Annotated in this window: 19 protein-coding genes; 5 read left to right on the top strand and 14 right to left on the bottom strand. The window is 46.1% G+C overall.

From position 1 onward, the window contains the following. Window positions 1-18: 18 nt before the first annotated feature. Window positions 19-1,176, bottom strand: coding sequence for a galactokinase (locus tag ACU37H_RS15875; RefSeq protein WP_472705279.1), 1,158 nt, complete (start codon window positions 1,174-1,176; stop codon window positions 19-21). A gap of 32 nt (window positions 1,177-1,208) precedes the next feature. On the opposite strand from ACU37H_RS15875, the gene ACU37H_RS15870 reads away from it, so the two are divergent. Both ACU37H_RS15870 and ACU37H_RS15865 read left to right on the top strand, forming a co-directional pair. Further along, complete coding sequence (locus tag ACU37H_RS15870; protein ID WP_472705281.1) at window positions 1,209-2,246, top strand: aldose epimerase family protein; 1,038 nt, start codon at window positions 1,209-1,211, stop codon at window positions 2,244-2,246. Between the two features lie 6 nt (window positions 2,247-2,252). After that, window positions 2,253-2,867, top strand: a complete 615-nt coding sequence (locus ACU37H_RS15865) for a hypothetical protein (protein ID WP_472705283.1) — start codon at window positions 2,253-2,255, stop codon at window positions 2,865-2,867. Between the two features lie 55 nt (window positions 2,868-2,922). Here ACU37H_RS15865 and ACU37H_RS15860 read toward each other — a convergent pair whose 3' ends face one another. The 4 genes from ACU37H_RS15860 to ACU37H_RS15845 all read right to left on the bottom strand — a co-directional run bounded on the left by ACU37H_RS15860 (window position 2,923) and on the right by ACU37H_RS15845 (window position 6,129). After that, entirely contained in the window at window positions 2,923-3,930 is a 1,008-nt protein-coding gene (locus ACU37H_RS15860) for a GSCFA domain-containing protein (protein ID WP_472705285.1), read from the bottom strand. A gap of 20 nt (window positions 3,931-3,950) precedes the next feature. Continuing rightward, window positions 3,951-4,730: a 23S rRNA (guanosine(2251)-2'-O)-methyltransferase RlmB gene (gene rlmB, locus ACU37H_RS15855; RefSeq protein ID WP_472705287.1), complete on the bottom strand. Its 780-nt coding sequence runs from the start codon at window positions 4,728-4,730 to the stop codon at window positions 3,951-3,953. Between the two features lie 337 nt (window positions 4,731-5,067). Beyond that, entirely contained in the window at window positions 5,068-5,562 is a 495-nt protein-coding gene (locus tag ACU37H_RS15850; protein ID WP_472705289.1) for a DUF4112 domain-containing protein, read from the bottom strand. Window positions 5,563-5,565: 3 nt separating this feature from the next. Then, window positions 5,566-6,129, bottom strand: coding sequence for an NUDIX domain-containing protein (locus ACU37H_RS15845; RefSeq protein ID WP_472705291.1), 564 nt, complete (start codon window positions 6,127-6,129; stop codon window positions 5,566-5,568). A gap of 124 nt (window positions 6,130-6,253) precedes the next feature. On the opposite strand from ACU37H_RS15845, the gene ACU37H_RS15840 reads away from it, so the two are divergent. Further along, the gene (locus ACU37H_RS15840) at window positions 6,254-6,862 is read left to right on the top strand and encodes a superoxide dismutase family protein (protein WP_472705293.1); all 609 of its coding nucleotides are present in this window, start codon (window positions 6,254-6,256) and stop codon (window positions 6,860-6,862) included. A 66-nt stretch (window positions 6,863-6,928) separates the two neighbouring features. On the opposite strand, the gene ACU37H_RS15835 is transcribed toward ACU37H_RS15840, so the two are convergent. From ACU37H_RS15835 to ACU37H_RS15810, 6 genes are all read right to left on the bottom strand, one after another. Next, complete coding sequence (locus ACU37H_RS15835) at window positions 6,929-7,618, bottom strand: porin family protein (RefSeq protein ID WP_472705294.1); 690 nt, start codon at window positions 7,616-7,618, stop codon at window positions 6,929-6,931. An 80-nt stretch (window positions 7,619-7,698) separates the two neighbouring features. Beyond that, window positions 7,699-8,721, bottom strand: coding sequence for a UDP-N-acetylmuramate dehydrogenase (gene murB, locus ACU37H_RS15830; RefSeq protein WP_472705296.1), 1,023 nt, complete (start codon window positions 8,719-8,721; stop codon window positions 7,699-7,701). A gap of 113 nt (window positions 8,722-8,834) precedes the next feature. Next, the gene (locus ACU37H_RS15825; RefSeq protein WP_472705298.1) at window positions 8,835-9,518 is read right to left on the bottom strand and encodes a DUF4998 domain-containing protein; all 684 of its coding nucleotides are present in this window, start codon (window positions 9,516-9,518) and stop codon (window positions 8,835-8,837) included. 115 nt (window positions 9,519-9,633) lie between these two features. Further along, the gene (locus ACU37H_RS15820) at window positions 9,634-10,845 is read right to left on the bottom strand and encodes a DUF5000 domain-containing lipoprotein (RefSeq protein WP_472705300.1); all 1,212 of its coding nucleotides are present in this window, start codon (window positions 10,843-10,845) and stop codon (window positions 9,634-9,636) included. A 37-nt stretch (window positions 10,846-10,882) separates the two neighbouring features. After that, window positions 10,883-12,781 (bottom strand): RagB/SusD family nutrient uptake outer membrane protein, encoded by a 1,899-nt coding sequence (locus tag ACU37H_RS15815; RefSeq protein ID WP_472705302.1) that lies wholly within the window; start codon window positions 12,779-12,781, stop codon window positions 10,883-10,885. A gap of 33 nt (window positions 12,782-12,814) precedes the next feature. Continuing rightward, window positions 12,815-15,985, bottom strand: coding sequence for a SusC/RagA family TonB-linked outer membrane protein (locus tag ACU37H_RS15810; RefSeq protein ID WP_472705304.1), 3,171 nt, complete (start codon window positions 15,983-15,985; stop codon window positions 12,815-12,817). A gap of 476 nt (window positions 15,986-16,461) precedes the next feature. Between ACU37H_RS15810 and ACU37H_RS15805 the strand changes: the two genes are divergently transcribed. Beyond that, window positions 16,462-16,917 carry a coiled-coil domain-containing protein gene (locus ACU37H_RS15805; RefSeq protein WP_472705308.1) on the top strand — a complete coding sequence of 152 codons (456 nt, stop codon included), beginning with the start codon at window positions 16,462-16,464 and terminating at the stop codon, window positions 16,915-16,917. A gap of 127 nt (window positions 16,918-17,044) precedes the next feature. Further along, window positions 17,045-18,055: a LacI family DNA-binding transcriptional regulator gene (locus ACU37H_RS15800; protein WP_472705310.1), complete on the top strand. Its 1,011-nt coding sequence runs from the start codon at window positions 17,045-17,047 to the stop codon at window positions 18,053-18,055. 89 nt (window positions 18,056-18,144) lie between these two features. Here the strand turns inward: ACU37H_RS15800 and ACU37H_RS15795 are convergent, their stop codons facing one another. The 3 genes from ACU37H_RS15795 to ACU37H_RS15785 all read right to left on the bottom strand — a co-directional run bounded on the left by ACU37H_RS15795 (window position 18,145) and on the right by ACU37H_RS15785 (window position 22,937). Continuing rightward, a complete protein-coding gene (locus tag ACU37H_RS15795; RefSeq protein WP_472705312.1) occupies window positions 18,145-20,265 on the bottom strand; it encodes a S9 family peptidase in 2,121 nt (706 codons plus the stop codon). Window positions 20,266-20,542: 277 nt separating this feature from the next. Further along, window positions 20,543-21,298 carry an XRE family transcriptional regulator gene (locus tag ACU37H_RS15790; protein ID WP_472705314.1) on the bottom strand — a complete coding sequence of 252 codons (756 nt, stop codon included), beginning with the start codon at window positions 21,296-21,298 and terminating at the stop codon, window positions 20,543-20,545. Window positions 21,299-21,629: 331 nt separating this feature from the next. After that, entirely contained in the window at window positions 21,630-22,937 is a 1,308-nt protein-coding gene (locus ACU37H_RS15785; protein ID WP_472705315.1) for a hypothetical protein, read from the bottom strand. Window positions 22,938-22,967 lie beyond the last annotated feature (30 nt).

The following is a 22,967-nucleotide window of genomic DNA, read 5'->3' as shown; positions in this document are numbered from 1 at the left end:
CCTGAAACTATTAATAAGCTACGCTACCGTCCGCACGCCTTCAGCGATCACAGAGGAGAACACGCCGGGTTCATAACCGATCTGATCTGTATAATAGCGGATCAGTTTTTCTTTGAAATCATCAAAACTGTCTTTTTTTACCAGGGCGATGGCGCAGCCTCCGAAACCGGCTCCGGTCATGCGGGCACCGATACAATCTTCGTAATCCTTTGCGAAAGCTACAATGGTGTCTAATTCTTTACCCGACACTTCATACAGATCCTGCAGCGATTGATGAGACGCATACATCAGCTCACCAAACATTTTGATATCGCCGGATACTAACGCATCCTTGGCCTTCTTCACCCTTTCATCTTCTGAAACCACGTGCAACGCACGATTTTCAACCACCGGATCATTGATCAGGCCCTTATACTGGCGAAAGTCTTCAACACTCACTTCGCATAAATGCGTAACGTCTAACTTTTGCTGCAGCGCTTTTAAAGCGGTCCGGCATTCGTTGAAGCGCTCGTTATATTTTGATTCGACCAGTTTCCTGGGCTTGTTGGTATTGACAATGGCCAGCACATAATCGCCAATCTCGAAAGGCAGGTATTCATAGTCCAGGGTATCACAATTCAGCAGCACAGCATTGGACTTTTTACCCATGGCAACAGCGAACTGGTCCATGATCCCGCTGTTCAATCCCATAAAATCATTTTCTACTCTTTTGCCTAATAAAGCCAGCTCTACCTTATTCATTCCCCCGGTGAACAGTTCGTTCAACGCATGAGCGGTCAATACTTCGATGGAAGCCGACGATGAAAGACCGGAACCGATTGGAAGATTGCCTGAAAAAAGGAAATCGAGTCCTGTCAGTTCAATGCCGGCTTTGGTGAACTCATGGATGACGCCGATGGGATAATTAAACCACTCTTCGCCCGATTTGCTGTAACTGCTTTGAAGGGGAATATCAGTGGTTTCCGGAAAATCGACAGCTCTGAATCTGAAAATATTATCATTATTCCTGGCCACCAGCAACGTGGTGCCCATGGTGATGGCGCAAGGCAATACCATGCCGCCGTTGTAATCAATATGCTCTCCTATCAGGTTCACACGTCCGGGACAGAAAAATATATGTTCAGCAGGTTGATCAAATTTCTTTTCAAATTCAATTTTCAGATTGTCGATAGTCATGTCAATTTTATATTTTTATCAAAAATAACTTTATGCTTGAGATATCAGAGCAACAGCAAAGCAAACATCCGAACGGGAGGGACATATTTGTTTATACTCTAAAAAATGATAAGGGCACAATCGTCCGTATTACCAACTATGGCGCCATTATCATGGCGATAAAAATAAAGAAATCCGACAACACTTACAATGATATTGTATTGGGCTTCGACGAACCGGCTGCGTACTGGAGCGATGCTTATCTCACCAACTATCCTTATTACGGCGCGGCAATCGGCCGGTATGGCAACCGGATCGACAAAGCGGCCATCGAAATCGACGGAACTACCTTCAACCTGAACAGCAAAGCCCCAGGCTTTCAACTGCACGGCGGTGTGGAAGGATTTGATAAAAAAGTATGGGAACGTGTTGCGAGCGCTGATGATGAACTGGTGCTGCAGTATATCAGCGCCGATGGCGAAGAAGGCTTTCCGGGCGAACTGACCGTACAGATTACTTTTACGCTGAGCGACGACAACGAGTTGAGCTATGTGTACAAGGCGACTACGACCCAACCCACGGCGGTCAATCTTACCCACCACAGTTATTTCAACCTGAATAATGGAGAAGGCGATATTCACGATCATCAATTGAAGATCTATGCGAGTAACTACCTGGAGCAGGATGCCAATTATTGCACCACGGGCGCGGCACTTCCGGTGGCCGGAACCAGGAATGATTTCCGCGACTTCAACAAGACCGGGGCAATCGCCAATCCCGAGGAAGGCATTGACATCAGCTTTCCGCTGGATCGTGTGGGAATGGAACATCCGGCGGCAGAAGCGCAACTTGATGGACAGGATATTAAACTGCAGGTATTCACTACTGAGCCGCTGGTGCATCTGTATAATGCAAAGTATGCTCCTGAAATTAACGGTAAAAACGGAACAACCTATGCGCCTTTCTCAGGCTTCTGTTTCGAAACCCAAAAGCATCCCAATGCGATCCGGATCGGAAGCTTTCCGAATACGATTTTAAGACCGGGAGAAACTTACGAAACTAAAACTGTTTATAAACTGATATCGAAATAAATTACGATGACTGTAGAAAACTTAACAACTACTTATAATGATTACACTAATGAGCAATTACTCGAAATACACGCCAGTTTAAATGATTATTCTGCTGAAGCAAAAGAAGCATTATTAACTGTTATCAATTACAGAGGCGGTTTAGAAGCATTATTACAAGAAGATTTTAACAGAAAAGAAACCGATATCGAAATAGCCCGGATCAAAGAGGAAGTATGGCAATTAAAAAATGCAGATTTTGATGAGGACTTTTTAGTAAAATCGATCTCTTTCAATCGGCTTAACGAACATGAGGTAAGAAACATTATACGAGACACCCGCAGTGAAATTCGTCAAAATTTGGACGACAGAAAAATTAAGCCGCGAACTATTATAGCTGGCATCCCCGCGGCTATCCTGGCTAGTACATTATCCGGTATCATGTGGGGGCTGCAAATGATGTGGTCGGGAAAAGTGTTCTTGATTTTTTTTATTGGTGTCATTCTTACATGCTATGGAATTATCAAAGGTTTAACCAAACAATCCTATAAAAATGTTGCGGTACTCATTTTAGCAGCTATATCGGTCATTTCCGCACTATTTATAGGACAAGTGATGTATGACTTTTTCGGCAGATCGTAACCGTTGATGGATTGTTTAACCCCTGAATTGCAATATGTTTCTATGCTGCCGGGCTTCACTCGCCATCTCTCATCTTAAAATAATCCATTTCTTCCCTGAAATCCAGGAACGGATATTTCGACATCAACTCCCTGGCTTTCTCATAATGCGATTTTAAAAATTGCTGATGAGCGTTGGTTTTGGGCTGAAAGGCCTTATGCTTCCGGGCAATCGCGATCTGGCGCACCTGCTTCATCAATTGCTGCGAAGGCTCATCAATACAAGCTGCGGTAAACTTTTCTAACACGAATTCCGTCGCCTGGTAATTCGGATGTGCAAGGTCAATATCAAAGAAGCGGTAATCACGCAATACATCGATCACCAGTTCATAAGCCGGGAAATAATATACATCAGGAAACTTATCAGCCAGGTGATGCACCACTTCGATCAACCGCGCTTTGCTCCGGTTGTTATCGATCACGCCATCGCGAAGATGTCTCACCGGACTTACCGTGAAAAGGATCTTTATCCGGGGATTGAAGGTTCGCAACCGATGGTATATATTGTCCAATGCGGCAACGATCTCCTCAATGCCCAACAACTTCTTATAAAACCATTGACCGGGCGCACGATGGCAATTAGCCACGTGCAGATCATTGCGTTCGTGTTCCGGGTTATTGGATGATAAGATATAAGAAAAAGCAGATCCCAGCGTAATCACGACCCAATCCGCCTCTTTCAGAAAATGATGTGCCTGTTCCACTGAATCGTTCATACCCTTTAACACGGTGGCAGGCTCCATACCCGAAAAACGGGAATGATGATGCCAGGAATTCCAGACTTCATTCAGGTAAAACAAGTCGGCTTCGGTGTATTTCTTATTTTCGATATAGGCTACCAGGCTGTGTCGCACGCTTAGCGGCTCAAACAATATACCATGTGGATTCTGCAACACGTCAAACTTATGCTCGGCCAGTGCGTTGCCGATATGCTCCGTAAAGCAAGATCCGATCAGCAGCACTTTATTGCCATAGCGGATGGGATCAGGTAACGGTGCAATATGTATCGGGGCCATGAAATCCATAAGGGGAGCGTATTTAAAGATTATCGGGAACCCGCGCCTGCAGAACGCTGGCTCATCACTTCATATAATATCATGCCTGTCGCGACAGATACGTTAAGACTTTCAAATTGATTCTTCATGGGTATGCTGATGCGCTCGTCACATATCTTAAGCAAGGCCGGGTAAATGCCTTTTTCTTCACTACCCATCACGATAGCCGCGGGCATGGAGAAGTCGCAGTCGCGAATGTTTTGTGAGGCTGTCATTTCAGCAGCAAAAATCCTCACACCGTTGAGGTGCAGTTCATCAACCGCCTTCATCAGGCTGTTCACGCGACATACAGGGATTTTCTCGAGGGCCCCGGCAGAGGTCAGGATCGCATCGTCATTCAATGCCCCCACCCCTTTGTCGGGTATGATCAACGCGTTGACGCCACAACACCAGGCGGTTCTTGCAATACCACCAATGTTACGGATATCTGTAATGCCGTCCAATATTAAAAACAACGGCGTTTCTCCCCGCTCTACTACAAAGGAGATCACATCCTGTAATTGCTGGTACTGCACCTTGGCTATCTGCGCGATACAACCGCCATGCTCGCCCACATTGAAGCTGTTGAGCTTTTGTTGAGGCACATAGTTGACCGGCACGCCTTCGCGGGCGGCCAGTGCTTTCAGCTCGGAAGCATCTTTACCTACATACCTCGTATCAATATAGATCCGGTCCAACCCTTTACCGGATTGAAGCGCTTCAATGATCTTATCTGCACCAATAACTAAGGAGCTTTTTTTGGGCCGTTGAGGCGATCTGAAATTTTTCACATGGCAAAGAAACTAAAAAGGCGCTAAACTACAACATAAGAGGGCGCTGATGTGAGCACGCGCACAAATTGTTTAGCCAGGGGTACCTTTAGATCGAACGAATTCCAAGCGGCTTATAACAGAGCAAAAAAATGAGATCTATTACCGCGTCAGACCGGGACTGTCAGACGCGTAGATAAAGCCACAAATACACAGATAGGTGTTAATTTTCTTTGGTTCTAAAGTGCGTGCTCAAAAGCCCCATGTTCATTTCCGTGTGTTCGGTGATGTGCGTCCCGGTATACTTTTAGTGCGCCTTAATATATCATGATCCTGTTTGTAACATTCATCGTCGTGATCAGGAAATAAAAAGCCCCTCCAGCCACTGGAAGAACCTGACTACCAGGTAAACGATCAGGGTGAGTATGACGATAACCGTTATCAGAACGCCCACAACTACGGGCCAGGCGCTACCGCGGTGCCTTCCTTCTGTATAATGTTCTGTCAGTAATTGCAGATTGCGCGTGTTGGCTTTGTACGCAAAATCGAATACCCAGCCCAGCACCGGTATGGCGCCGATCAATGCATCCAGCGAAGCGTTGACCACCATTTTAGCCGCCAATCTCCCGGAAGCTCCATGCTTGACCATGGTCAGGATCAGGGCGATTGAAATAATATAACTGCCGACATCTCCCGCGATCGGGATGAGATTGAGCAGCGGGTCCAGTCCAAACCGGAAACCACCTATGGAAAATTGTTCATCCATGAGCCGGGTAACGCGGCGGACCATTTTGAGCCGCGGATCTCCATCGGGTTGATGCGCGGGGACAGGGCGGGATTTTTGAGATATCATTTCTTAAAGTTCGTTCAAAAGCATCATTAATTGTACTTTTTGGACGGCCATTATTGAAATAGCATCGGTGATAGCACCCGTCTTGACCATTTCTGCTACTTCGGTGAAAGGAACTTTTTTAGATCTCAGGTCCTGCTCGGTCTCTTCGGGCGCGGCAGTGCCTTCTTTAAGTTTCCTGGCGAGAAAGATCACGCAGTATTCATCGCTCACGGAGTTGGATAAATGACTTCTTAGGATGACAGACCAGTCGTCTGCCGTGACGCCGGCTTCTTCCAGCAGCTCCCGCTGTGCCGCCTCCAGGTAGGTTTCCTGGCCTTCTGGACATCCGCCTTCCGGGATCTCCCAACTAAAGGCATCTAAAACAAAACGGTGCTGTCCCACCAGGTACGTGTTCATCTCATCATCCAGCGCTATAACACCGATCGCAGCGTTTTTAAAATGTACTTTACCATATATTCCCTTTCCTCCGCCGGGGTTGATCACGTCGTATTCCGTAATGCTGATCCAGGGATTATCATATATATGTTGCTTCCCTTCAATTTGCCAGGGGCCTCTTGTCTCACTCATAAATTGGTTCAATGTTTGCAGAAAAAACAATTGCTATTGATTATTACTTCACTATAGCTGAAGTAAAAGTAAACTTTTCTATATTTTTATCTATTAACCTCACTCATTAAAATTAAAAAGCATTATGAAACGTTCCCATTTATTACTCGGTAGTATCGTAGCACTCTCCGCACTGGCTTCCTGCGGAGGCGGATCAACCAACAGCGATGAAACTACAGGAGGAGACTCAGCTACAGCGGTTACTGATTCCATGGCCATGCCTGAAGCAACCGGCACCCTGGTAGCCACTGCGAACCTGATGTCAACTGCCGACTCTACTCAACCCGTTGGTACGGCTAAGTTTTATCAATTAGACAGCACACAAATAAGAATGGACCTGGTGATTGACGATAAATCAAGAGCAGACAGCAACGTGGCGGTGCATTTTCATGAGCATGGCGATTGCGGAGACAAAGGAAACAACACCCACGGTCACTGGAACCCAACAAAAGAAAACCATGGAGAGTGGGGCTCAGCGGCCTATCATTCTGGCGATATCGGTAACATCCAGCTGGACAACAACGGCCATGCTACGAAATCCGTTACTACTGACAGGTGGAGCATCACTGACGGGGCGGTTAATAACATCATAGGTAAAGGTGTTATCGTACATGGTGGCACTGATGATTACAAAACGCAGCCTACCGGTAACTCCGGACCACGTGTAGGTTGTGGCGTGATCATGAAACAATAGTTAACGCGTCATACATAAAAAAAACGGGACATCCATTGATGCCTCGTTTTTTTATTGAAGTTTCTTTTAAAAGAATACACCTAACCGGATCGCCCAGCGGTTCAAGCCGACTTTACCGTCCTTCCACTCTTTGTTAGAAGTGATGTCCGTGAATCCGTTCTCCAGTCCAAGGCCGAAGAAGAGGTCTGTCTTTTCCGCTAACTTATACTCACCGCCCGCGCCAAGCAGCAAGCCCATGTTCACTTTATTGGTACGGTTCATAACATTGAGATTATCTTCAGAAGTAGATCCATAAGCGTAATCCAGTCTTGATCTTAACAAGGCACCTAAATAAGTACCGAATTGTCCCCAGAAACGAAAGCCATTCTGGTCATTTGTTTTCAGTTTTACACTAACAGGGATCTGCAGGTACTGGAGGCGCAGCTTATACATTTGATCCGCTCCGGCGGCTTCATTACGATATAACCCCCTGTCAGCAGTACTGTAGGTCAGTTCTGAAGAAGCATGTGCTACTTCAATACCTGTTGCAAAAGCACCGCGGCCATCCCTGAACATGATGTCTGTCATCAAACCATAGTTCACACCGAAACCGCTTCCGGTACGTTCTATGCCATTCTCTGAAGGTTTTAGTGAATTGGCGAAGACGGGATCGATTTTAAACCCGAATCTTACTTTTCTTCCATAGATTTCTCTTTGCGCATTGAGCCCTGAAAACATCAAAATCCCCAGCAGGCTGCATAACATAATTTTCTTCATCCTTTAATTTTTTTTAAGGTTCAATAAACTAGAGGGCTTTGAAAATTGCACGCGAAGATAACAACTAAAATGCTTACCGGTTACAGAATATTTACCTCAGGTTGTAAGGTCACCCCGAATCGATCCAGCACCGTGGCTTGTACCAGGCGGCAGACCTCCAGTATGTCCTCGCCACCGGCGTTTCCGTAATTAACCAGCACCAGCGCCTGGCGGGCGTGTACGCCCGCATCACCTTTTCGATATCCTTTCAAACCACATTGTTCGATGAGCCAGCCGGCAGCCAGCTTCATAGATTGGTCGGGATTTTCATAGGCGACCATTGCCGGGAAACGTTCTTTCAACTCCAGGAACTGCTCCTTCGGCACAGATGGATTCTTGAAAAAACTACCTGCATTGCCGATCGCTTTGGGATCGGGCAACTTGGAGGTCCTTATCGCCATCACGGCATTGGCAATAGCTCTGGCAGACAATTGTTGCACATCGGCGTGTTCCAGTTCCTGCCTGATCGCGCCATATTCGATATGATAACGAGGAGTCTTGTTCAGCCGGTAGGTTACTTCGGTGATAACAAACTGGTCTTTGTACTGATGTTTGAAAACACTTTCCCGGTACCCGAATTCGCAGGCAGCATTAGAAAAAACCACTTCTTCTAATGTTGCCCGGTGTATGGCTTTGAGCTCGTGAAATACTTCCTTTATTTCGACGCCGTAAGCGCCAATATTCTGCATGGGCGAAGCGCCAACCAGCCCGGGGATGAGGGCGAGATTTTCGATCCCCGAATAGTCATGGTCCAGACAATGCAAGACCAGCTGATGCCACACTTCTCCTGCACCGGCTTTTACATAAATATAGTCTTCATCTTCCGCTACTTTTTCAATTCCCTTTAAATGATTGTGTATTACAAGTGCCTCCACATCTTTTGTCAAAAGCAAATTACTTCCTCCGCCCAGGACCAGCGTGCTGGTTCCCCGCTGCGCAGCCCAGGCCAGACTTTCCTTTAAATCGTCCACCGACGTCGCTCTTGCAAAGTATTGCGCGGCCGCGTCGATGCCAAACGTATTGTATGGCCGGAGAGAAATATCGCTTTCGATCAGTACACTCATAATAGGACCGGCAAATTAAAATAAAAAAACAGTGCAAGTACTATTAACCTCAAAAAATCCCTCAACGATTTCATCAAAGAGAGATTCAGTTTCATATCGACTTATTGATCATGCTACAACCGGGGGTAAACCGAAGTCTTAGAATAAAAAGTATCAATGGAAGTTTCCGGTACGTACAGCGATTGATAAGTAAAGCTGGTGTCGGCGTTCATGTCAGGAAGCCTGATCGTTGTTTCGGATATATTTTCCACCAGCGTGTCTACTTTTACGCCGTTTTTATCCGTATACAAAAACCTGGTTCCTACCGACGTTTTATTCAGAGAAAGAACGGAAAGAAGAGCGACATCTCCCTCTTTCTTCAGTCTGGTGATGACACGGTTGGTTAAAAATTCTTCATAAACATTCCCAAAGGAAGCTCCGACCGCTTCCGCAGCAATGGATTTATTTTTTTCTTTATCGAAAATGTAAATCTGAAACACGTAAGTTCCTTCTGAAAGGCCATTTACAATAACCGATGTGGTATCAGCAGGCCCGATTGCAATAATCGGAACATCGATGGAGTCGGCCTTATTGGTCCAGTAAATGCGGGCCATGTCGGCTTTCGGATCTCTAACAACCCAGTTCAGTTGTATCCGCTCCCTGCCTGCATTTGTAAAAATATTTTCTGCCTTCCCGATATAAGTGATCCCGTTGGGCACAACAAACTTCTTATAAGTCTCATCCATTTTGGTGCACGAATAGCATATAGCAAGCAGCCCGATGCTCGATAACAAGATATATTTTTTGAAAGTATTCATTCGTATATATTTTAATTCGCGGCTTTGCCGTTGATGTTTTAGTTGGATGAAACGTATACCTGCCTTCAATAATAGAGTAAGCTCCGACGTTTCATCTGTTTATTGTTAATGGCGCCTACTGGACGGGGTCAGCAGGAGAGCCAAAAAAGGTAAATTCGGCGATATAGAAGGAACCACCCGTCCCCCATACTTCGGCCACCTGGAACCGCAAGTAACGATAAGCGCCAACACCAACGGGCATATCAAAGTTCTCACCATCGGTTACGGCAAATTTGGTATCATCAGCGTTGTATTGGGACCCGGGAAGACCTGAGGGTTTGATGGAGGTAAACGTACCTACGGAATCCCAGCTTGCCCAGGAACCATCCAGGTTGGGGTTATTACTTCCCCACACTTTGAACACTTTGGGATCGCCGCGGGTATATATATTGCCTCCCGCCCTGTGATGAAATTTAAACCTGCTTAACGTGTAGGTGACGCCCATATCGAATGTAAAAGTGGCCGGGATCCCCTGTGTTGGAGAACTGTGATAGAAAAGATCGATGTTATTGTCCCACAGATACGACATCACCCATGTCCGGTTACTGAAAGTATGGGGAGCCCCGTTGTCATTGGGCAACTTAAGCTCTTTGAACTTGGACTTAGGGACTTCAGACTCAGCTAAAGGCGTTAGATCTCTTATCAAGGTGTCTGACCGGTTGTCCCATCGGTCGCGCACGTATACAGCAAACTTTCTTTTGACTGTATCAAATCCGCGTGCTGAAATAGATCCGTTTTCAGCTTTGGTGTAATAGGTGTTTACTGTGTACCAGTCCCCGCTTCCGGTAGAATCTGACAGCAACACATAAGCGAGGTTAGCTTTTGCCGGATTCGTAAACTGAATGGCCGCACCGCCGAAAGTTTCTCTTAATGTAAGACTTTCGAAAGTAGATATCAGGGGCGGCGTAAGCGGCGTAACATTGACCACCTGGGATTCAGATTCTTTTCCGTTTCGACCTACCGATGTAATGGTGATCGGGTAGCTTTCTGCTTTCCCAAATCCTTCTATAAATAGCGAATCTTCAAAATACGAGCCCTTCGTTTCATGCATTAAGCCCGGTCTTATTTCATAAGTAGCCTTTACATAAAGCAGGTTCTTATCGTTGGGTATGGTATAGGTTATAAAGGCACCCCCGGGCAATCCACCCGTCTTGATATCAGACACAGGTGCCGGAGCCGGCGCATTATCATCGAGGTAAGCGAGTATATCCTGCTCCTTACAAAAAAGCCCTCCCATCGCTATAAGCAACAATAACAACAATCTTTGTATTTTATAATGCTTAATCATAGTAAATGATTTAATCTGTTAGTGAATGATTCGATTACTACCATCCGGGATTCTGCACCAGGTTCCCGTTAATTTCTATATCGTATGTTTTTATAGGCCAGAAATAATCTTTACTGCTAAACGTTTGCGTAAAAACATTCCGCACCTGGTAATAACCAGCAGCCGAAGCCTGGTCCAGCGTCCATCCGGTAATCGGCGCATTTAAAACCCTTATCGCGGTTTTCCAGCGCTTCAGATCCCAGATCCTTGAACCTTCCAATGCCAGCTCTATGGCTCTCTCACGGTGTATGATTTCCCGCAGCCCTTCTTTTGTAGTATAGGCCGTAGGGTTGATAGAATACTGTGTCCAGGCCTCCCGGATACCAGGAATCCCGGCCCTTTCCCTGATCATATCCAGATACGTGAAGACCTCTTCTGTTGGCCCCTGCACCTCGTTGACGGCTTCTGCGTAGAGCAGGTACAAATCTGAAAGGCGCATCTCGGGCCAGGGATAGGTTTGAATCGATAGCACATTGCTTGCCCCTATCACATCTTCATAATGCACATATTTTTTAGGATAATAGCCTGTAACAGCGACCAGATCTGCGTACACGCCTGCAGCAGGCTGTCCGGATTTAGATTGTAACACAAGAGAGGAATTCTCAGGCTTCCCCTGCCCCAGCCACACACCACCGTCGAAGGCCAGGTGAGCATAGAAGCGCGGTTCGCGATCAAAATTAACGGCCGCCGTCGTATAACCCTTGCTTATATAGAACTTGTCTTCATCCGTTCCGGTGCGCAACGAATAACGGTTGCTATAATCCCAGGTTTTGTCTTCGTTTATGGGAACGCCGTTTTTGCTGTAATATATTTCTACGATTTTCATCGGTACACCATAACGCCCTGTAGTTTGTAAGTTATCGCCGAGGCGTGCCGGATCGAGGCCACGCGGAATAGATTGCGCCTGCAATGTATTAACGATACTATTGGTATTTCCCCAGATGATCTCGGAGTTCCATCGTTCATTTACTGAATTGCGGATCGTGTATTGTAATTTGGTTCTGTCGGACAAAGTAGCATCTGTGCCCGTCGCCTCAAATTCATATAACTTCATTCCTGCACTGTGACATGCATCAATCGCTTCCTTACAAGCCGCCTGGGCTTTCTCCCATTTGGCCGGATCAAATGTTGTGTTGAAAAGTACAGTACCTCTATTGTCTTTAAAATTAGTATAGTCAGTGTTACCGTTGAACAGCGGGCTGGCGGCCGTCATCAATACCTTTGCTTTTAATGTCAAAGCGATGGGCAGCGTTATCCGGCCGAGTTGATTCACGGGATCTTCGATCACAAGCGGCAGATCAGCCTCTGCCTCCTCCAGCAATTGCACTATATAATTGATGCAGTCGTCTACCGGATCGCGGTATACTTTTGCCTCTTCCGGATCCACTCCAACAGGCAAATTTTCCTTTACTATAGGAATGGGTCCGTATACCCTCAGCAGATAAAAATGATAATAGGCCTTCAGGAATTTCACTTCGGCAATCCACCTGTTTCTTTCAGTCTCGTTCAAATCCGGAACCCGGCCTACATTTTCCAGGAATATATTGCAATCTCTTATCCCGCCATACAAATCACTACCTCCACGCTCGCCACCCCAGTAATTCAGATAGGGGCTAGATACATTCTGGTTACCCCTCGCTATCTCATAGGCGTCTCCTCTCTGAGAAGGATAAACTAAATGCAGCTCGTCTCCGGAAGTCAGTCCGGGATTCGTATAACCTGAAGAGCTGGTAGGGATATAGGAATAGCAGGTAAATAAATATTTCTCCGCCTCATTTCTTAATGCAAAAGCATTTTCAATAGTTGCAATATTATCAGGTATAATATCCAGGTACTTTTTACAAGATGTCACCGTTAATGTGATCACACATATTATTGATATAACTTTCAGCTTCATTAGATAAATGTTTCGGTTAGATAGATAGTTAGTTTACTCGAAGGTTACCCTCAAACCCGCGTTGAACACACGCTGTACAGGGTAATTAAAGGCATTGCCCGCCTGCTCAATGTCCCACAACTTAAACTTGGTGAAAGTAAAAAGGTTAGAACCGTTTACATATAACTGTAGATAGGAACAACGCATCTTTTTCAGCAGGCGTTCAGGCACCTCATAGCTGAGCTCGGCCGTCTTCAGACGCAAAAAGGTTCCGTCGCGCATGAACCAGGTATTCCTTACCGTGTTGTTGGGGATAACCGTAGCACTAAGGCGTGGCCATAAGGCATATACATTCTGATTTGCTTCAGACCAATGATCATCTGCATAAGCCTGTAACAAAGCTCCCTCTGCTACAAATGGAAGCGTAGATCCTTCATTATTTTCGGAATGATAAGGGCGGTTGTTGATCCAGAACGATTCGCGGGCCAGGCCCTGGAAAAAAGAGGATATTGTGAACTGCCTCCAACCTACGGAGAACCCAAAGCCATATACTATCTCCGGAGTTTCAGGATAACCGATCGGTACCTGATCAGCCTGCGTGATCTGTCCATCCCGGTTTACATCAAGGTATTTAATATCACCGCCGCCATACACGCCGCCGAAAGTTTGTAAAGGCGAATTGGCCGCCTCATCATCGTCCACAAATAACCGTTCTGCAATATATCCCCATTGCTGGCTCAGCGGGTAACCCTGGTGCGATCTGTAGCTTTCTGCATAATCAGGTTCTTCATAGTCTATAAACCGGCTGGTAGCATAGGTCAGGTTTCCCCTCGCTGTAGCCCACCAGTCCTTACCAAACTGATCAGTATAGTCGAGTGAAAGATCTACGCCGTTGCTTTTCGCCCTGCCGACATTGGCCCTTACAGCTGCAGAAAGGCCCATCGTGGCAATATCGGGGCGGGTCATCAGGATATTTTGCTTATCAATGGTGTAATACTCTCCGATAAAGTTCAATTTGTTAAACAGGCTCAATTCCAACCCCAGATTCATCTGGTAAGATTTCTCCCAGGTGATCGCAGGGTTAGAATACCGCGAAACATCGTAGCCTGCCTTATAATAGAAATTGTTTTCGCCAAAAACTGCACCTCTGCTACTGCTGTTGGGGTTTGTTTCAGATAAATAAAAAAACCTGTCACTTGCCGCGCCTATCGCGTCATTACCTACTACGCCGTAAGTGCCTCTTAACTTCAAAGCGCTAATGGTTTCAGAAATCTTCTCCATGAATTTCTCGTTCGATAGCTGCCAGGAGACACCAACTGACGGAAAGAAGCCGAACCTCTCACTTTCATGAAATCGCTCCGCACCATTGTATCCGAAATTGAATTCAACGTAATACCTGTTATCATAACCATAAGTGGTACGGCCCGATAGGCCCAGGTTTCTGAAGGGAAGGGATTGCTGCAGCGTATTACTGTTACTATTCTGCTCGATCTTATTTCTCACCGTGTATATAAACATCTGGCCCACGCTATGTTTACCGCCGAGCGTTCTGTTGTAAAGCAATTGAGACTCCATATAGAAAGAAGCATTTAAGTTCCGGAGGCCCTGCTCATAGTCAAGATATTCCGTACCATTTTCGGGGTTCAGGTTGATGAGGCGGTAAGTGTCTGTTTGTTTATCATAACCGCTTACCTGGTACCAGAAGGGCCTGAACTTTCTCGATACACTGAAGTTGGACGTGCGGTTCACGTTGCCCATGATCCTGAAGTTCAGGCCGGGTGTTACAAAGCTCAGGTTTTGCTTTAATTCTAACTGGGCCTGCATGAAGGACCGCGACTCGTCTTTGTACCCTTTTACCATTTCTGCGTAGGGATTGTTATAAAATGTACCTCCTGAAATGGGATCCAGCACATAATTTCCGAAAAGCGTATGCTTCAGATACGACAGCTCTGCCGGTGGTTCGAAATAGGCCGGGAAGCGCACGGGATTCGAATGCATTATACTTTCATACACTTCAGCGCCGCCGTTGATTGGACCGTTATAATCATCAAAACTACCATAGAGCTTAACATACAGCAGGGTGCTCTTCGTGATATTAACGTCTACGTTTGAACGCAGGGAATAACTCTTTAGATTGATATTATTATTGAAGTTATTCAGCTTATCTACTTTCAGTATACCATTGTCCTGCGTGAACGAAGTCGAGACAAAGTATCTCGCGACAGAACCACCGCCTCTTACATTCAGTGTAGCACGCTGGTTGGTCGTGCGCTTCTTCAAAAGCATAGCAAGCCAGTCATTGGCCGGGTATACATAAGGGTTGGCTCCGGCTTCCGTATTAGCTATCTTATCATCGTGATATATGGTGTTATCTCCCAAAGGATTTCTCGTATATACCGCTTCGTTATAGAGCTTCATATACTGCACGGGGTCGGCGAACTTCAGATTCTCTGTCGGTTGGGAAACAGAAACCTCGTAATTGGCCGATATCTCTGCATTTCCCACACGCCCCTGCTTGGTGGTAACCAATATAACACCATTTGCACCTCTTGCTCCGTAAAGCGAAGTAGAAGCGGCGTCCTTCATAATAGTAAACGTGGCAATATCATCAGGCCTCAGTCTTGCCAAATCAGTTTTGGTCAATTCAATACCATCGATCAGGATCAGCGGTTCATTCTTGTACCCAAAGGTGGTCGCACCCCGGATGAAGAAGTCCGCATTATCCTGGCCAGGCTCACCACTTCTTTGATAGGCGATCAATCCGGCCACCCGTCCGGCCAGTGTGGTGGTAAGATTACTGGTAGGCGTTTGCTTCAGCTCGTCTACATTGACCGACACAACAGATCCCACCAGCTCCCGTTTTTTCTGCGTACCATAGGCCACCGTAATTACTTCGTCCATCTGGAAACCCTCCGAAAAAAGGCTTACGTTGATCACAGCGGATGAATCACCGGTTACCTTTCTTTCTTCATCACGGTAGCCCACGAAAGAGAAGGTCAATGTTCCGCCCTTCGGTACTTCGATAATATACTGCCCATCTGTGTTGGTCTGGGTGCCGGAGGCTACATTATTTTTAATAGCCACAGACACACCTGTCAATGCGACGCCACTGGAGTCCGTAACGGTACCTGTGACTTTAATATTTTTCCTGCCGCTTATCTGAGCGTCGGCTGATAAAAAGAGCAATGCTAACAGAATTGAAAAAAAGCAGTGAAGTTTCTTCATAGTTGATAAAATTGTATTTCGCAGTTCAAATCGTTACAAGTATGGTACAGACAGCCTTTTGACAGACAGTCACAGACAGCCCTGATTAATTTGGAAACCTGACAGCTTTAGTCACAACCAAACGTTGGATTTTCAGGCAGGCCTTATAAATTTTGGGTTAACAGAACAATGATGGTCGCAATCCTTTTCTCAAGCTCGTTAGTTTAACACTGATTGCAGTTCGTTATATTTTGTTTTAAAAAACTTCTTTATCTGCTCACTTCTTACATGATCGTAATCACCTCTTATGCAAGCTCTCACATATATTTCTCCGACGTTAAATTCTCTGGCAGCAGCCTTGACAGCTAAGGCGCGAATAGCATCATATGGCGTTATTTTTTTCTTATTTTTGTCGGTCATGCTTGTACTATCGCCTTTCGTTAGTTGAGTAGTTTATAGTACAATAATAATTAATATTTCTGCTTTAATGAATAATTATGGAAAATATTTCTTCCGATATAAAAGACCGAGTACTTCAACTTGCTGATTTACATGGAATTGGAAAGGAAAATTTTTTTAGGAAAATTGGTATTAGCTATGGAAATTTCAAGGGAAAATCTAAAAAATCAGCTCTCAGTTCAGTTGTAATAGTAGAAATTTCATCTATAATGCCAGAAATCAATCTCGACTGGCTGCTGACTGGCAGACCGCCCATGTTCAAAAAGGACCTTGTAACTCCCACTGATTCAGAAAGAGAAGAGCTGAAGGAACTGCAAAAAAAATGCAGTCAACTGCAGGAAAAAGTAATTGATTTGCAAGATCAACTTCTAAATCTTACAAAAGAGCAGGCTTCCTTTCGCACATCAGGGAAAAATCAGCCACCTCGTGCAGCAGGCGCAAAAAAACACCAATTGAAGACCGGGCAACTGCAAGAAAATGCTGCAAATGTTTAGATAATTGGTAAATGATGAGAGATACCCCGAGGAGAGCGCGAATCTGCCGGGTTCTTTACTTACCCCTGGCACTTCATCAGACCGTAAAGTTGTAGCATCATTCACAAAAAAACGCTATCATTGAACCATGAAAAAAGGCGTTACAATCGTAGATATTGCAAACAAGCTCAACATGTCTGCATCTACCGTATCTAAGGCGCTTAAGAATGATCAAACCATCAGTGCCATCACAAGGGAACGGGTGAAAGCGCTGGCTGAAGAATGGAACTATATACCCAACCAGGCTGCGCGCAACTTCCAGCAAAATAAATCCTACACACTGGCTGTTGTGATCCCGGACCTCCTGGATCAATTCTACGCCCTGGCGATCAACGGCATCGAAGAAGTGGCTATCAGGCATCACTATCATGTGATCATTTGTCAGAGCTATGATCATCCCGAACGGGAAAAAAATATTCTGAATAACCTGATTGGCTCCAGGATCGACGGTATTGTGATCGTTGTATCAAAGAACACAAAAGATCTTACCATCTTTGATAACCTGCAGCGACAAGGGATACCGATCGTGTTTCTGGCAAGATCTATACAACAACCCTGCTTCAGCTCTGTCTCATCCGACCATGATGACGGCGCATTGAAAGCGGTCAACCTCCTGGTCCAAAGAGGGCATCGGAGAATTGCCCATATCGCCGGTCCCGACGCATTACTTACCAGTCACCTGCGCCACGCAGGATATAAAAAGGCCCTGGAAAAGAACGGTATCGCGTACGACCCCGCATTGGTGAAGTCAACCGACTTCTCTTACGACAGCACCGCCGCCGCGCTGCAAGAGCTTTACAGCCTGGAGCCGCCCACCGCCTTTTTTGTTTTCAAAAGTTATATTGGATTGGACATTAAACGTTTTCTGACTGCGCATCATCCGCAGCGCGTTCATCATACCGATATCATCGGCTTTGGCAACCTGCCCCTGATCCAGCAGCTGGAAACCAAGCCTGTGGCCTCTCTCGATGAAAATTCGCAAATGATGGGCAGAAAGGCGGCCGACGTTTTATTTGAAAAGATCAGGGACAACGAAGCGGAACTGGAAACACCTCCCAAAAATATTATTATCCCCTGCGACCTGATCGTGCATGAGTAGGCCAACGAAGGAGTAAAAGGTAATAGCCCATGGTCCATGGACTATGGACCATGGACTATCAACCATAAACTATCAACCATCAACATCGCCTATTTCGGCCCCAACAAATATTCCTTTGGAGGCTCTGCGCCTAATAAATGTTTTACAAAATAATCCCAGCGGCGACGCGTCATGTAATAAGTATAAGGGCCATATCCATGCCTGCTGTTCGGAAAGATCACAAGATCAAAGTCCTTGTTGGCCTTCTGCAGGGCTTCGACCACTAACAAGGTATTATAAGGCGGCACATTATCATCCATCATGCCGTGGACCAGCATCAGTTTGCCTTTAAGATTTTTAGCATATGCCTGGTTGGCCTGCGCGGCGTAGTCGCTGTTTTCAACCAACCCGTTGTAGCGCTCACCCCAATCGTCTTCGTAATTCCGGTTATCATGATTACCCGATTGAGACACGCCCACTTTGAAGAAATCCGGGTATCTCAACAAGGCCGCAGCCGTAGCGAATCCGCCGCCACTGTGTCCCCAGATGCCCACACGCGCGGTATCTATGGGAAAGCGGGTGGCCAACTGGCGAATGGCCGTGATCTGATCAGGCAAGGTGTTATCCGCCATATTACCATAGCTCATGTCATGAAAGCTCTTGGACCGGTAAGGATTGCTGGTACCTTCTATGACCACGACGATAAAGCCCAATTCAGCCAAAGCCTGGTGGTCACCGCGCGAAGCGGAAAAACTCCAGCTGCCGACACTGCCCCCCTGCGGACCGGGATATATATAATCTACCACCGGGTACTTTTTGGAAGCGTCCATTCGGGTAGGCGTAAAGACCAGTCCGTAAATGTCGGTAACACCATCGGCTGCTTTTACAGTTACCGGAGCCGGTGCCTTCCACCCTGTTGCTTTCAGACGCGAAAGATCGGCCTGCTCCAGGTTCATCACCAGCTTGCCGTTGATATTCCTGTAAGCCGCTACCGGAGCGACATCCGGTTGAGAGTAGACATCTACAAAATATTGACCCGACGGCGACAGGCTGATGGAATGATTTCCTTCCTCGGGGGTCAATAAGGTAAGTCCCTTCCCGTCAAATCCTATTTTGTAGAAATAAGCAAAATATGGATTGCCCTTTTCTCTGCCGTGACCGGTGAAATATAACATGCGATTTTTTTCATCCACACGCAGCAGCTTGCCGACCAGCCAATCTCCCTTGGTGATCTGGTTTTTTAATTTCCCGGTCTCACTGTCGTATAAATATAAATGCCCCCAGTTATCCCGCTCCGAGTACCAGATCATTTCCTTTGAAGCAGGCAGATAGCGCCAGTTGATGGCATCACGGCCTGATTCGAACTGTGTTTTTACGGTTTCTTCAAACACTTCACGCACCGCTCCCGTAGTAGTATTAGCGATCCGTACTTTTTCATTTTTATGATCCCTCGAGGTCGACACAAAAGCCATGGTAGAAGCGTTTGGCGCCCAGTCAATATCGTCGAGAGAACCGCTGCTGGCAATGTCGTCACTCATCGTCGCGCGATGCGGATCGGGCGGAACATTTAAAGAAACGACCTCTGCTTTTTCCACATCTATGATCACTCTTCTGATAGTGGGAATATATTTATCACCAGGTAGTGGGTATTTCCATTGCTCCAGCTTGGGTGCGCCCACGTTAGTGGTTACCAGGTACATATCGTTGACCTTTCGCTGGTCCTGCTGAAAAGTGGCTACTTTTTTGGAATCGGGAGACCAGCTTACGATGGCCGCGTCGCTATGTTTCCAGCCGGCATTGTCGGTGGCATAACCGTAATTTTCTACGCCATCGGTCGTGAGCTGTGTTTCCTTCCTGGTATCCAGATCTCTCACCCACAGATTCCAGTCCCTGATAAACACGGCTTTTTTTCCATCCGGAGAAACGACTTCATTGTCAGACCGGCGACGGCGCTGTGCGCTGCTGTTTGCATCCCGTTTTCCGTATTCGGAAGTTGGGGCTTTAGAAGCTTTTTTAGGATCCACCAGGAACACCTGGTCGCCGCTTCTGTACCAAAAGCGGTCTCCATCGAGCCATTGGGGGTAAGGCGTATTCCAATCTACATATTTTGAAGTGTTGTAACTCAGGAACTTTTCCGCGGCCTGATAGTCTTCTGCTGTTAGCCTGGAGGGTTGCGCGTGTAACAGGTGCGCGGCCGACAACAAAACCGCGAGCACAAAATATCTGTTCATATTCAAAGTATAGTTTGCGCTAAAATTATTCGTTTTTTTGAAACAGGCGGTTAAAAAATACGGCAGACCGGCGCCGAAGTACCGCCTCTTGGTTAGAAAACAAAAAAAAGCCGCACGAATGCGGCTTGTATATATAAGCAATTAGCCCTAAAAACCTCTAACAGACCCCAAGATATTTGCTTTAAGGTTCAGAGGGCAGGAATTTTCGATGAATACCGGTGTTTTATAGACGAAACCCCTTTTTTATTCGACGAATCCGTCGATATAATCGTCGAAACTAATTTCTCCTCCTTTTCATCCCGTCGACCTGCTGCTGGAGGTTGGCCACGATATTCACGAGCTGGCCGACATCCCAGTTTTGCGAGGTATTGGTCTTGGAAATGATATACTGAGCTTCCCACATTTCCAGCACCTCGTCGGAATTAATGGTATAAGGCTGGAAAGTAGGATTATCACTAACCAGGGTAAGTTTATTTTTCGCTTTGGCATTTTTCTGGATCCGCTTGTAGACGATACCGTCGTTACGGGACACCAGGATGCAGGCTGTGTTATTTTTTATAGCATCTAATGCATCTACCTTTTCTCCGACAATAACGGATCCGCTGGGAGTCGGCAACATAGAGTCTCCCGAAATCTCAAAAGCGCGATAATTGCCGCCGCTCAACATGGGCAGGGTAAATGTATTGAGCTCATCAATGAATTCATGATCAGCATAGCCCACCAGATAACCGGCCGCGGCCTTGACCGGCACAAAAGGGATCTGAGTAACCACCGGAGCCAGCTTCAGAGCGCGTCTTTTAGCGAGATAATTACCAGAGCCCGTTTCGGCGCTCAGGTCCTTTCTTAACAGATCGTCCAGCGTGAGCTTAAACATATCGCATACAATCTCGAGCACGTCGATGCGTGGCTCGGCACGTTCTTCTTCGTAGGCCCCGAGTAAAGACCTTTTGATATTTAACTTACCCGCAAATTCATCCTGCGTCCACCCACGAAGCTTTCTTAAATACTTCAGATTTTTGTTGGCTACTGACATGACTAATTATTTTAGTGCAAAATACTAAATTTTTTATCACAAATAAAAAAATATTAATAGCGAGCTAACCGGGGGAATTTGTTCTCCATGCAAAGAAGGCTAAGGCTTCTTTGACATCGATGCATGGCTTTCAGCAGTTTAATCATGTAAGAACTTCTCTTTGGAATTTATTCTTTCACAACCGCCGGTTCTTATTAAAAGACACCTCAGTGTTCGAGGGAAGGCGCAGGCACGATCCATCGAATAAAGATGCGATGATTTAATGCGGTCACGCCATCATTTTATATATCATCTAAAAGCCCGAAACACCTTTCAATCCTCATCTGCTTTCTTAGAGACTCTTTACATCTTTCACATCGTAGCCTTCAATATCCTGGATATAATTATTGATCACCAGGAAGTCGAACAATGGCTTGGCTTCCGGCGAAACAGGCATGTTGTGCAGCGTGATCACTTCATTATTTTTTTTGTCGAGATAGGGATAAGCGTACAGCTTCACGTTGCGGCTAAACAGGTCACTGATATAGGTCAGTAATTCCTGGGTGTAGGTGTCGCTGTAATTCTTGGCATTGAAAATCGTTTTAAGGTTGGAGATATTCGTAGAGATCCCCACGTTGCGCGGTTTGCATCTTGCCAGGTATTGCGCCAGCTTGTTATTCCGCTTGAAGTTGGAAACGATAACATTGTTGCCGGTGTCGCACAATTCCTCTGCCCGGTGGGCGAATAATTCCAGGTCGTTGTCATTCGAAGCGTCCTCGTCCAGCAGGTTGCTCATCAATACTTCCAGCACTACCACCAGGTTGCTGTCTTTGACGTTTTGTGAGCGTTTGAACTGATCTACCGCCTTGTTGAAAAGATCGAAGTTCGGCTTGGATTTCTGAAGAAACTTAGGCCGGAAGATCATGATGTCCTTTTTATACAACAGGTCTTTGGCCTGCATTACGTTCCGGTTGGGATCAAAAATGGCAGCTCCTGAAAAGCCTTTGGCAATGAGGTATAAATTTACCAGCCGGTCGTTGGTGTGTTTGAACACGGGCCCGCGAAGACTGATCATATCAATCTCAACAGAGCCGAACGATAAATTATCTACCAGCGATTCGACCATTAACTGCACATCATGATTATAATAAAATGCAGCATACAACAGGTTCACCCCTAAAATGCCCAACACGCTTTGCTGAAGACTGGTATCGTTGTCTAAAAGGTGCACGTGGAAGATGATATCATTATACTCCCCTCCCGGCGTCACCTGGAACCGCAACCCGACCCAACCATGTGGCTCATTGGTCCGGCTAAAGTTCAAGGTGGTCACTGTATCTGCAAAAGCAAAAAAGGTTTTGTCTTCATGCTTTTTGCCGTAAAGCCGCTCTGCGAGCAGATCGTATTCGTGGGCGAGCATTTGCTTCACCCTGGACCGGCTCACATAGCGCCCGCTTTCTTCTATTCCGTAAATCGCATTGCTGAAAGACATGTCGTAAGCCGACATCGTTTTGGCCACCGTACCAGAAGCGGCTCCTGCAGTAAAAAAATTCCTCGCTACCTCCTGGCCTGCGCCAATCTCTGCAAAAGTGCCATACACAGCCGAATCCAGGTTGATCTTTAAAGCTTTTCGTTTTGTTTCCAGTATTTCCCTTGCCATGTCGCCAAAGCTACAATATTTAAGCTCGCT

It is taken from the genome of Niabella sp. ZPM-14 (assembly GCF_055693045.2).
This window is presented reverse-complemented; position numbering and strand designations above follow the sequence as displayed.